The sequence below is a fragment of the Pseudoflavonifractor sp. genome (genome assembly GCF_050943825.1).
Taxonomy (GTDB): Bacteria; Bacillota; Clostridia; order Oscillospirales; family Oscillospiraceae; genus Pseudoflavonifractor.
On the sequence record NZ_JBMNPX010000003.1, the window covers coordinates 99,065 to 111,250 of the forward strand.

9 protein-coding genes, 1 riboswitch and 1 other annotated feature are annotated in these 12,186 nt (G+C 61.6%); of the genes, 5 read left to right on the forward strand and 4 right to left on the reverse strand.

Going from position 1 to position 12,186, the window contains the following annotated elements; translation table 11 throughout:
- Positions 1–289: 289 nt before the first annotated feature.
- Positions 290–484, forward strand: coding sequence for a hypothetical protein (locus ACOX7T_RS04485; RefSeq protein WP_433440284.1), 195 nt, complete (start codon positions 290–292; stop codon positions 482–484).
- A 41-nt stretch (positions 485–525) separates the two neighbouring features.
- Here the strand turns inward: ACOX7T_RS04485 and ACOX7T_RS04490 are convergent, their stop codons facing one another.
- The 4 genes from ACOX7T_RS04490 to ACOX7T_RS04505 all read right to left on the reverse strand — a co-directional run bounded on the left by ACOX7T_RS04490 (position 526) and on the right by ACOX7T_RS04505 (position 6,724).
- Positions 526–2,346, reverse strand: a complete 1,821-nt coding sequence (locus ACOX7T_RS04490; protein WP_433440286.1) for an LTA synthase family protein — start codon at positions 2,344–2,346, stop codon at positions 526–528.
- Positions 2,347–2,801: 455 nt separating this feature from the next.
- Positions 2,802–4,220, reverse strand: a complete 1,419-nt coding sequence (locus ACOX7T_RS04495) for a glycine--tRNA ligase (protein WP_433440288.1) — start codon at positions 4,218–4,220, stop codon at positions 2,802–2,804.
- 78 nt (positions 4,221–4,298) lie between these two features.
- Positions 4,299–4,505, reverse strand: a binding site (T-box leader).
- Positions 4,506–4,584: 79 nt separating this feature from the next.
- On the reverse strand, positions 4,585–4,941 hold the full coding sequence (locus tag ACOX7T_RS04500; protein ID WP_433440290.1) for a hypothetical protein: 357 nt from the start codon (positions 4,939–4,941) through the stop codon (positions 4,585–4,587).
- A gap of 256 nt (positions 4,942–5,197) precedes the next feature.
- Positions 5,198–6,724 carry a peptidoglycan DD-metalloendopeptidase family protein gene (locus ACOX7T_RS04505; protein ID WP_433440292.1) on the reverse strand — a complete coding sequence of 509 codons (1,527 nt, stop codon included), beginning with the start codon at positions 6,722–6,724 and terminating at the stop codon, positions 5,198–5,200.
- A gap of 429 nt (positions 6,725–7,153) precedes the next feature.
- Here ACOX7T_RS04505 and ACOX7T_RS04510 point away from each other — a divergent pair, with 429 nt between their 5' ends.
- The 4 genes from ACOX7T_RS04510 to mnmA all read left to right on the forward strand — a co-directional run bounded on the left by ACOX7T_RS04510 (position 7,154) and on the right by mnmA (position 11,767).
- Positions 7,154–8,017 carry a metallophosphoesterase gene (locus ACOX7T_RS04510; protein ID WP_433440294.1) on the forward strand — a complete coding sequence of 288 codons (864 nt, stop codon included), beginning with the start codon at positions 7,154–7,156 and terminating at the stop codon, positions 8,015–8,017.
- A gap of 32 nt (positions 8,018–8,049) precedes the next feature.
- Positions 8,050–9,915: a tRNA uridine-5-carboxymethylaminomethyl(34) synthesis enzyme MnmG gene (mnmG, locus tag ACOX7T_RS04515; RefSeq protein ID WP_433440296.1), complete on the forward strand. Its 1,866-nt coding sequence runs from the start codon at positions 8,050–8,052 to the stop codon at positions 9,913–9,915.
- A gap of 289 nt (positions 9,916–10,204) precedes the next feature.
- Positions 10,205–10,696 carry a hypothetical protein gene (locus ACOX7T_RS04520; protein ID WP_433440298.1) on the forward strand — a complete coding sequence of 164 codons (492 nt, stop codon included), beginning with the start codon at positions 10,205–10,207 and terminating at the stop codon, positions 10,694–10,696.
- A gap of 30 nt (positions 10,697–10,726) precedes the next feature.
- On the forward strand, positions 10,727–11,767 hold the full coding sequence (gene mnmA / locus ACOX7T_RS04525) for a tRNA 2-thiouridine(34) synthase MnmA (protein WP_433440300.1): 1,041 nt from the start codon (positions 10,727–10,729) through the stop codon (positions 11,765–11,767).
- Positions 11,768–12,066: 299 nt separating this feature from the next.
- A riboswitch (cyclic di-GMP riboswitch) is annotated at positions 12,067–12,149 on the forward strand.
- Positions 12,150–12,186 lie beyond the last annotated feature (37 nt).

Sequence of the window (12,186 nt, forward strand, 5' to 3'; positions counted from 1 at the left end):
GGCCCGCACTGCTTTTACAGTGCGGGCCTGTCGTTACATTACGGCTGTTTCTTCTTCTCCAGGTCCTCCAAATGGGCTTTGAGCACCAGGTTGATATAACTGGACAACGAACGGTCTTCCCGTTCTGCCAGGGCCTGAATCTGTTCCAAAACAGGCATATCTAGTGTAATACTGACACTTTTCTTTAAAGGCTTCACCATATCACCTCTATACGAGATAATACTATGATTCACGATTTCTCTTTGCATTATATTGTTTAATCGTGTAAAATAGTGGTGAGGTGATTGCAGTGTACACAAACGACTTTGAAGCGGCGTTTTCTGCGTTTTTGGACCGGCATGAGTACGACGAGGCGGAGAATTATCTGTTTTCCATGGTGCGGCTGGCCTTTTCCGCGGGCTGGCAGGCGGCGGGAGGTCAGCCGCCGGTGTCGGAAAAAATATATCAGATCCTCTCCCCTGCCGGGGAGAAAGAGCAGAAATAAAACACGGCCCGCCGGATTTCAAAATCCGGCGGGCCGTAATTTTATCCCACAAAGTGCTTGCGCCAGTAGTACTGGAGGCTGTCGTACCGGTCGGCCAGGGCCTGGTTCTCGTCGGTCAGGTCCTTGGTCAGGTTTCCGTCCTCAAAGTAGAGGCCGGTGGGGGTGTTGATGACGGGCAGAGCCTCCATCACCGGCCGGGTGGCCTGCATGAAGGCGGGACCCTCCCAGCCGCACAGGTCAAACAGCTCGGTCATGAGGAAATTGGGGCTCAGGTCGGGGCCTTCGCCCTGGAAATCACAGCCCAGAACCTCCTTGGCCGCGTCGTTGGCCCAGATGAGGTAGCGGGTGGCATAGTAGTTCATGAAGCCCTCTTTGGTGGACAGGTCCAGGTCAATGCCCAGCTTGTTGTACACGCTGTTGGCGTCACCCATCCAGGGGTTGTGGTCGCCGAAGAGGACAATGACCACCGGGTCCTCGCTCTCCCGGAAGTAGTCAAAGAACATCTCCAGGTTATCGCCGGTGTTCTTCAGGGAGCCGAAATAGTTGTTCATCAGATTCAGCTCCTCCTGGGTGTAGGACCCGTCGTCCACCACCCAGCCGTCCCCGTACCAGGTCCGGTCGGTGTCGTAGGGGCCGTGGCCCTGGTAGGTCACGTTGAAGGAGAAATAGGGCCGGTCGTCATTGGCCTTGTGCTCCTCATAGAGGTTGATGATCTCGGGGAAGAGCACGTCGTCGTACCCGATGCCGCCGCCGGTCAGCTCGCCGTAGTAGTTCTCCACGAACTTGTAGTCCTCCAGGCCCAGGTTGGCGTTGATGTTCTCACGGTTGTAGAACCAGGCATAGCAGGAGTGGCTGCCGGTGGCGTAGTAGCCCTGGTCACGGAAGTACCAGGCGTAGGAGTTGGAGGGAGAACGGAAGGAGCCCAGGCTGGAGTAGCCGGTGAGGAAGCACCGCTCGGTGTCGATGGTGCCGCCGGCAAAGATGTTGGTCACCAGGTTGCCGGTGTAGCCCTCGGACTCCAGCTCGTGGAACACCCGGTATACCTCCGGGTTCAGCTCAGGTGTGCCGAACTTGGTGAAGTCGTTGTAGGCCTCCAGCTGGATGGTGAAGATGTCCACCTTCTGCTCCTCGGGGATGTCGGCGTCGGTGTAGCCGGACATAATCTCCTCGCAGGCCTTGGCGTCGTAGTCCTCGGGGGCCGGGTCGGAGGCGGAGCGGATGCTGTACAGGAAGGGATAGAGGAAGCCCTTGGAGGTGTACACCTGGGTGGCCGACCAGGGGGAGATGAGGTCCTCGTTGCGGGTCTTGTTGTTGTAGATGTTGGCGTCGGTGTACAGGGCGTACAGGGGGAAGGCCATCAGGATGGTCACCAGGGCGCAGAGCAGACGGGGCTTCCAGGAGGTTTTGGCTCTGGCGCAGAGCAGCAGGAACACCAGCCCCAGCACCAGCAGCACCAGGGCCATGACCATGCTCTTGTTGAGGAAGAGCTGGTACTTGCCCGCCATGTTGCCCGCTTCCCGGATGAGGAGGATGTCCTCAAACATCATGGGGTCGTTGCGGAAGGTGAGCTTGTAAAAGCTGGCGAAGGTGAGGCCCATGGTCAGCGCCGCCGTCACCAGGTAGGAAATCCAGGCCCGGCCGATGAGGAAATAGAGCAGCAGGGACAGGAATACCACCGGCAGGATGTTGAGCAGGGCGATAAGGGGGTGGGTAAAGTAGCTGATGAACATGGCGGTGCGGTTGTCCACGCAGGCAAACCACAGGGACAGCACCCCAATACACACCCCCATCAGCACGCACAGCACCGGGGTGAGCACAGGATTTTTGGCGATGGGGTCCAGCTTTTGCATCAATTTTTTCATAATTTTGACTCCGTTTTTACAAGGCAGGAAAAACAAACCCGCCGCACCGGCAGGCCGCCGGTGCGGCGGGTCACATTTGGGAACTTGGAAAGGACTTTCCGGAGGAAGGTAAAAGAGTTGTTCAGAGTTGTTCGGGCGCAGACTGAAATACCGGCGCAGAGAGTTGGGGCGGCATTGAGATCGCCGATGAATCGCAGCGACTTTCAAGTCTGGGCGGGTAACGCTGCTCGGGCAGAGGGGTAACGATACGGAAGAGCCGAACCGGCAAGCAACAGCTTTCAGGTTCGGTGGCTGGTTGGACACCACCGCCGCCGGACGCATCCCCGAAAGGGGTCCGGGGAAACGGGGGCGTTTGGCCCTGAAAGGGCCCTTCCGCCCCTGTGTCCCCGGCGGCTTTTGGGTACTTTTCGCCGGAGAAAAGTACCCCGTCGGAGACAGCTCTCTTATGCCCGAAATTAGAACGCGATCTTCTCCTCGATATAAGCCTTCAGCTGGTCGATGGGCAGACGCACCTGCTCCATGGTGTCGCGGTCACGGACGGTGACGCAGTGGTCGGCGGGGGTGTTCTCGTCGCCCACGGTCTGGAAGTCCACGGTGATGCACAGAGGCGTGCCGATCTCGTCCTGACGGCGATAGCGCTTGCCGATGGAGCCGGCCTCGTCGTAGTCCACCATGAAGTACTTGGACAGCTGGGCGTACACCTCCTGAGCGGCGGGGCCTAGCTTCTTGCTCAGGGGCAGCACGGCGCACTTGAAGGGAGCCAGGGCGGGATGGAAGCGCATGACGGTGCGGACGTCGTTCTTGGCCTCGTCCACGACCTCCTCGTCGTAGGCCTCCACCAGGAAGGCCAGGGTCACGCGGTCGGCGCCCAGGGAGGGCTCGATGACGTAGGGCACATAGTGCTCGTTCTTCTCCTGGTCGAAGTAGGTCATGTCCTTGCCGGAGTGCTCCTGATGCTGCTTCAGGTCGTAGTCGGTGCGGTCGGCCACGCCCCACAGCTCGCCCCAGCCGAAGGGGAACATGAACTCAAAGTCAGTGGTGGCCTTGGAGTAGAAGGCCAGCTCCTCGGGCTCGTGGTCACGCAGGCGCAGGTTCTCGTCCTTGATGTTCAGGTTGGTGAGCCAGTCGTGGCAGTACTGACGCCAGTAGGCGAACCACTCCAGATCGGTGCCGGGCTGGCAGAAGAACTCCAGCTCCATCTGCTCGAACTCACGGATGCGGAAGATGAAGTTGCCGGGGGTGATCTCGTTGCGGAAGCTCTTGCCCACCTGGCACACGCCGAAGGGCAGCTTCTTGCGGGTGGTGCGCTGGATGTTCTGGAAGTTGACGAAGATACCCTGGGCGGTCTCGGGACGGAGATAGACCTCGGTGGAGGAGTCCTCGGTGACGCCCTGGTGGGTCTTGAACATCAGGTTGAACTTGCGGATGTCGGTGAAGTCGCTCTTGCCGCAGCCGGGGCAGGGCACGTTGTTGTCCCGGATGAAGGCCACCATCTCCTCCTGGGTCATGGCCTCCACGTTCACGTCGGTGCGGCCGGTCTCCTGGAGGTAGTCCTCAATGAGCTTGTCGGCGCGGTGACGCATCTTGCAGGCCTTGCAGTCGATGAGGGGGTCGTTGAAGGTGGAGACATGGCCGGAGGCCACCCACACCTGGGGATTCATCAGGATGGCGGCGTCCAGACCCACGTTGTAGGGGTTCTCCTGGACAAACTTCTTCCACCAGGCCCGCTTCACGTTGTTCTTCAGCTCCACGCCCAGAGGGCCGTAGTCCCAGGAGTTGGCCAGGCCGCCGTAAATCTCGCTGCCGGGATAGACGAAGCCCCGGCCCTTGCACAGGGCCACGATTTTTTCCATGGTCTTTTCGGTGTTCTTCATTATAAAACTCAAACTCCTTCTGTCTGTGATTTGCCGGTGGAAAGGCGGCCGGAAAAACAAGAACCGCCCTGAGCGGATGCTCAGGGCGGATGAAAACTCCGTGGTGCCACCTGAATTCGGAGCATGACCGCTCCGCACTCGAACCCGGTAACGGCGGGGGACCGGCGGGGCATTTCCTCCCCACGGCTTACGGGCGCCTTCCGCGGGACCTTCGGACGCCTCTCACCAGCCGGCGTCTCTCTCAGGTCCGGGTCTCCGCGTACTCCTCCCGGTCAAAGCCTGTTTCTGCCCGACATTGTATCACCAAAACCCGGTTCCGTCAAGGACGGCGGGGGAAATGGGGCAAAAAAATCCTGTTTCGACCTCAGAACAGGCGGAGAAACTGGCTCACCACCACCGCCGCCATGACCACCACCGCCAGGGACGCGGCGGCGTCCAGGGCCAGGTGGAGCCGGCGGGGACGGCGCTGACGGGGCTGTTCCACGGCGGGAACCTCCTCCGGAATCTCCTCCCCAGCGTCCTCCGGCAGGTCAAAGGGGGTCTCCTCCCCTGTCAGGGCACGGCGGCAGGCGTCAAAGTCCAGCACCTTCCCCTCCCGCTGGGGGGTACGGGGCTGGGTGCGGAGGAAGAGCATATCTCTGGGCGCGGGGGCGGCCTCCCCGCTGGCCATTTCGTATACCGTCAGACGGCATGCGTCCAGGTTGTAATAGATGGTCTCCATGGCGGTCCCTCCCGGCTTTTGATGGATACAGCATAGCATACAATTCGTCCGATAAACCGGACTTTTTATCCTGCGCTTTCCAGGGGCTGTTCCTGTAATTATGGAACCTGTGTTCGAATATAGAATACAACAAATGTTCGAAAAAAGCAAGAGGTTTTTTCTGCTTTTTTCGACGTGGAAAAAGGGAAATTGTTCCGGTACAGGGACAAAAAAGTCCCCTGCACCATGGGGTGCAGGGGACTTTGCTGGTTCACAGTCAGGGCAGGTAGGACAGGGGGTTGACGGTGGTGCCGTTGATCTTCACCTGGAAGTGGCAGTGGTTGCCGGTGGACCGGCCGGTGGAACCCACCTTGGCGATGGTCTGACCCTGGTAGACCTTGTCTCCCACGCTGACCAGCAGGCTGGAGCAGTGAGCGTAGTAGGTCTGATAGCCGTTACCGTGGTCGATAATCACGTACTTGCCGTAGCTCCAGTTGCTGCCGGTGCCGGTGCCCGCCCAGATGACGGTGCCGCCGTCAGCGGCCTGGATGCCGGTGCCGTAGGGGGCGGCAATGTCGATACCGGAGTGGTAGCTGTAGCTGCCGAAGATATAGCGGTAGCCGAAGTAGGAGGTGATATTGCCGTACACGGGCCAGATAAAGTAGCCATTGGGCAGCCAGCTGGGCCGCTCCTTGGTGCCCACCGCGATGACCTTGGTGGTGGGCTCGGTGAGGGTGACGGTGTTGGTGACGGTGCGCTCGCGCTCGTTGCCGTTGACGTAGGTCACGTCGGCGGTAATCTCAGCCAGGCCCTCGCTGCCGGGGTCCAGCACCTTGGTCTCGCCCTGGTACATGGAGTCGTCCTGGACCTCCTCCACCGGGCTGGCAATGGCCTCCTGGTAGGTGACGGTCTCGGTGGTCTCAACGGACAGGAAGGGGATGACCTCACGGACGTTGAGAATCTGGCCGATATAGATCTTGTTCACGTCCACATCGGGGTTGAGCGCCTCCAGCTCGGACATGGACATGTCGTTGTCGTAGGCGATCTGCATGAAGGTGTCGCCGCTCTGGACCTCGTAGGTGGTCTGGCCGTTGGTGTTCTCGGTCAGGCGGGCCTGCATGACGGACAGGTCCTGCTCCACATCAGAGGGGGTGTACTGCCGGGTGATGGACACAGACTCCACAAAGTCGGCGGAGGTGGTGTTCTCATTGACATAGGGGGCCTTGATGGCGTCCAGCATAGCGGTGAGGGAAGCCTCGTCCTCGGCGGCGCCGATAAACTCGCCGTTGACCTTGAGCACGTAGCTCTTCATCACCTCGCCGATCTGGTCGAAGAGGTAGGTCTCGAAGTCGCCCACGTTGGACAGCTTGTCCTTTTCAGTGAGGGCAAACTCGTAGGAGACGGTGCTGTCCAGGGTATAGTCATAGCCCAGAATGTCGGAGGCCCGCTCCTCCACCCGGTCCATGGCGTCCTCAAACACCTCCGGCTCGGTGACCACGCCCAGAGTGACGCCGTCCACCGACACCACATAGCTGGGGGTGTACACGGTACCCACCACCAGGGCGGTGCCGATGACACCGGCGGCCAGCAGGAAGGCCAGGGGGCCCACCGCCTTGTGCCCCGCCACGGCGGCATCCGCCCGGTGGAGCACAGAGCCCACCTTGCGGCCTGCGGTAATCAGGGCATCCAGCAGGGGACGGCGACCCTGTTCACGGGCGCCCTCCCGGGCGCCACCCGCCGTCTCTTCGGCGGGGATGGCGTCGGGTGCTGTCTGCCGGCCGTGGGAGTGAAGAATTTCATCCATCGGAGCCAGACCTCCTTGAAAATAGCAAAAAGTCAAAATAAGAATCCGCCTGCAAAACAGCAAAAGCCGGAAATTACAGAACGGAGTGAAATGATTACAAACTGGTTACAAACGGTATCATACACGCTTTTTGCCTCCGCGTCAATACTTTTTTGCCCGCAAAGTGCCTGGAAAGGGGAGATTTTCCGCCTGACAGGGCTGAGATAGAGAGCAAAACCTTAAAAAACGAGGGAAAACCTTAAGAAAACCGTGTTGATTCCTTCGGGCCGGAAGGAATGGGCGGCCGGGCGTCAGGGTTCGGCGTCAGGGTTCGGGCGACTTTTCTTGCGTGGGGGCAGCCGGGCGTGGTATACTGTATCGTTAAGGCGGCACGGCCGCAGACCTGAAATCCAAGCGCAAAGCGCGATTTTTACACTCTGGAGGCATCCCATGGCAAAACGGAATTCCCGTCCCAGGCGCAGAGGACTGCGAATTTTTCTGGTTCTGGTCCTGGTGTTCCTGGCGGGGGGACTGTTCTTTTACGACCAACAGAACCGGATTCAGACCGAGACCATCACCGTCACCTCCGGCCGCCTGCCGGCGGGGTTTGACGGCTACCGCATCGTACAGATTTCCGACCTCCACGGCAAGGAGTTCGGGGAGGACAATGAAATCCTGCTGGAAAAGACGGCGGAGCTGGACCCCGACCTCATCGCCATCACCGGCGACGTGATTGACGACGCAGACCAGATGGGGATTCTGGAGCCGCTGGCCAGGGGGCTCACCGCCATCGCCCCCACCTTCTATGTCACCGGCAACCACGAGTGGGCCATCCGGGAGGCGGGCACGGTGAAGAGCCTGCTGGAGGAGTACGGCGTGACGGTGCTGTCCAACGAGTACCTGACCCTGGAGCGGGGCGGGGACTCCATTGTGCTGGCGGGCATCGACGACCCCAACGGCCCCTATGACCAGAAGACGCCCCAGGAGCTGTCTGACGAGATTCACGAAGCTCTGGGGGACCCCTATGTGGTGCTGCTGGCCCACCGGAACGAGTACTATCAGGTGTACGACCAGTGCGGCTTTGACCTGACCCTCTGCGGCCATGTCCACGGGGGCCTCATCCGGCTGCCCTTTACCGACGGGCTCATTGACAACACCCGCAGCCGCCTCTTCCCCACCCACACCGCCGGGCTCTATCCCCTGGACGGCGGCGGCACCCTGATGGTGTCCCGGGGCCTGGGCAACGGCGGCATCTCCTTCCGGCTGTTCAACCGGCCCCATCTGCCGGTTATCGTGCTGAAATCGGGGGCATAAAGACCTATTAACAGAGAAAAGAGAGCATAACCATGGAATATTTCGGCGGAACCTTTGATATCGCGGTCATCGGCGCAGGCCATGCGGGCATCGAGGCGGCGCTGGCCGCCGCCCGGCTGGGCCTGCGGACGGTGTGCTTCACCGTAAACCTGGACGCGGTGGGCAATATGCCCTGCAACCCGGCCATCGGCGGCACGGGCAAGGGCCACCTGGTGCGGGAAATCGACGCCCTGGGGGGCGAGATGGGCCGTGCCGCCGACGCCGCCTGCATCCAGTACCGCATCCTTAATAAGGGAAAGGGCCCTGCGGTGTGGTCCCTGCGGGCCCAGGCCGACCGGCGGGAATACCAGAAGGTGATGAAGCACACCCTGGAGATGCAGGAGAACCTGTGGGTCAAGCAGGCCGAGGTGGTGGAAATCCGCACGGAAAACGGCGCTGTGTCCGCTGTGGTCACCGCCACCGGGGCGGTGTACGCCGTGAAGGCGGCGGTGGTGTGTACCGGCACCTTCCTGGGGGGCCGCACCATTGTGGGCGATGTGGTGCGGGATTCGGGGCCCGACGGCCTCTCCGCCGCCCTGCCCCTCACCGACTGCCTCAAGACCCTGGGCCTTTCCATCCGCCGCTTTAAGACGGGCACGCCCCCCCGTGTCCACCGGCGGAGTGTGGACTTCTCCAAAATGGAGCTTCAGCCCGGCGACCCGGATGCCCAGCCCTTCTCCTTTGAGACGGCCGCCGCCCCGGACAACAAGGCCGTGTGCCACCTGACCTACACCAACGCCGCTACCCACGCGGTCATCCGGGCCAACCTGGACCGCTCCCCCCTCTACGACGGCACCATTGAGGGCGTGGGCCCCCGTTATTGTCCCTCCATTGAGACCAAAATCGTCCGCTTCCCCGAGAAGGAGCGGCACCAGCTCTTCATCGAGCCCATGGGCCTGGACACCGAGGAGCTGTACATCCAGGGTTTGTCCTCCTCCCTGCCCGAGGAGGTGCAGGTGGAGATGCTCCATACCATCCCCGGCCTGGAGCAGGCCGAGATGACCCGGGCGGCCTACGCCATCGAGTACGACTGCGTGGACCCCACCGAGCTGCTGCCCACCCTGGAGTGCAAAAAAGTTCCCGGCCTGTACGGCGCGGGCCAGTTCAACGGCTCCTCCGGCTATGAGGAGGCCGCCGCCCAGGGCCTGGTGGCGGGCATCAACGCCGCTTTGAAGCTGTTGGGCCGTCCGCCCATGGTGCTCAGCCGGGACCAGGGGTATATCGGCGTGCTCATCGACGACCTGGTGACCAAGGGTACCGAGGAGCCCTACCGGATGATGACCTCCCGCACCGAGTACCGGCTGCTCTGTCGCCAGGACAACGCCGACCGCCGTCTCACCGGCGTGGGCCATGAGGTGGGGCTGGTGAGCGAGGAGCGGTACCGGGCTATGCTGGACAAGTACGCCGCTGTGGACCGGGAGTGTGCCCGGCTGGAGCGCACCGGCGTGTCCCCCTCCCCCGCTCTGGACGCCCTGCTGGCGGAAAAGGGGGAGCCTCCCGCCCCCAACGGGGCCAGGCTGGCCGACCTGCTCCGCCGCCCCCGGATGACCTATGGGGACCTCACTCCCCTGGACCCTGCCCGGCCCGACCTGCCCGCCGCCGTCACCGAAGCGGTGGAGATTGACCTGAAATACCGAGGCTACATCGAGCGGCAGCAGCGGCAGGTGGAGGAGATGCGCCGGCTGGAGAGCCGCCCCCTGCCCCCGGATTTGGACTACCAGTCCCTCCAGGGCCTGCGGCTGGAGGCCCGGCAGAAGCTCTCGGACATCCGTCCCCTGAACCTGGGCCAGGCCAGCCGTATCTCCGGCGTCAGCCCCGCTGACATCGCCGCGCTGATGATTGCTCTGGAGCGGGGCTGACGCGGGGGCCCCACAAAGTGGGGCGGCGCGTTGCGCCGTACAAGCGTTTTGCCCAAAGGGCAAAACCTTGGCGCAGGGGCGATTCACTCGCCCCGAGTAAATGAATTCAGGGGGTCCCCGGGAAACCTGTTTCCCGGGGGTGTCAGCCCGGCGGATATTGCGGCTTTAATGATTGCCCTGGAACGTGGCTGAGGAAAAACACTGCTGTCCTCCTTAAAAAATCGTCACGATTTCTTCACAGATTATCCACATTTTCAGGGTAAACTGTGGAAAAAGGAGGCGAACTGCCGTGATGAATGAGGATAGCATGGAAAAGGAGGTCCGCCGGGGTGTGCGGTTCAACAAAATCGCCCTGGCGGTGTTGGCTGTGCTGGCGGTCGTGGGCGTGTGGGCCCTGCTGAGCTGGTTCAGCCGTCCCCTGGACGACAGTATCACCCCCGACGGCCTGGCTGAAAACCTGACCGACGGCGCGCTGGGCAAGACCGGCGGCGTATATTATGTGCTAGATGATGGCAGCGCTCTGGTGGACGCCCTGGAGCTGTCCGGCTGGACCGTCACCCAGACCGAGGCGGAAGGTGAGCCTCTGGTGGTGTTCCGCCTGTGGGAGGACTGCGAGCTGGCCCTGTACGAGGGCGGCCTGGCCTACGCCTGGAACGGCTACGCCTCGTCGGACACCACGGGGGCCGTGTGGTATACCATCCCCGAGGACACCGCTCAGACGGTGGCCTCCCTGCTCAGGACCGACGGACAGATAGAGACAAGCCCCAGTATCCGGTTCTGATTTTATTTTTATAAATAAAGGAGCAAGCACGTGACAACAAAGCCAAAGGTAGTGCTGGGCCTGTCGGGCGGCGTGGATTCCGCCGTGGCGGCACAGCTGCTGAGCCGGGACTACGAGGTCCACGGCCTGTATCTGGACATTGGCCTGGGGGGCACGGGGCAGGCGGATGCCGCCGCCGTGGCAGACCGGCTGGGTATTCCCTTCCACACCGCGGACATCCGGGACGCGCTGGAGAAGCAGGTGTGCGGCCCCTTTGCCGCCGACTATCTGGCGGGACGCACCCCCCTGCCCTGCGCCCGGTGCAATCCCACGGTGAAATTTCCCGCCCTGCTGGCCCTGGCGGAGGAGATTGGCGCGGAGAAGGTGGCCACCGGCCACTATGCCCGCACCGCCCTTGCCCCCGATGGCAGGGTGCTGCTGCGCAAGGGCCTGACCGCCAACGACCAGTCCTATATGCTGGCCCGTCTGCCCCAAAACATATTACAAAAGGTAATTTTCCCCCTTGGCGATTACGAAAAGCCAACTGTTCGGGCCATGGCGGGCCAGGCAGAGCTGCCGGTGGCGGATAAGCCGGACTCCATGGAGATCTGCTTCATCCCCGACGGGGACTACGCCGCCTGGCTGGAGCACCGGGGCACGGTGCCCCCTGCCGGTGACTTTGTGGACAGGGACGGCAAGGTACTGGGCCGCCACGGAGGCATCCACCGGTATACCCTGGGCCAGGGCCGTGGGCTGGGGGTGTCCGGCCCCCACAAGTACTATGTGACGGAGATTGACCCGGCCCATGACCGGGTGGTGCTGTCTGACGGCAGCGACCTGATGGCCGGGCGGGTGTACTGCGCCGACATGAACTGGCTCGCTGTGGACGGTCTGCCGGAGCCTCTGGAGGTGACGGTACGGCTGCGCCACTCCAAAACGGAGCTGCCCGCCCTGGCCGTGGCCGACGGTGCTGGCGTGGTGCTGGAGATGCAGTCCCCTGCCCGTGCCCCTACGCCGGGACAGCTGGCCGTGCTCTATCAGGGGGATATTGTGGCGGCCAGCGGCTGGATCACCGGCGCGGAGCGGGTGTAAAAGCCTGACAACATCTGAATTTGACACGATTTTCGCCCGCCGGGGGTTCCCGGCGGGCGAAATATTTTTTTGAAGAAAAAATGAGATGTGACCAAAATGTAACCAACGTGTGATATGGTAGAAAATGAAAACAGGGATGCCTGTTTTTTCTTCGACGCAGTTGGACAAAACATTTTATAAACAGAGAGCCGGCTAAATGGGCTGGGAGAAAGACGTAAAAAAGGGCTGGACTGAAATGAAACGGCACCTTGGAAGGGAGAGATGCAGGTACCCGGCGGGGGTACAGTAAAGCGAGGAATACATGAAAACGGCAAACCGCCGGAAACGGCGGGACGCAAAGCCAGGGGCCTAAAGTGAGAACCAGGGCAGCCCAGCCGCCATTTATTCCGATTTCCATAAAGATTTGAAAGGAGAACGGA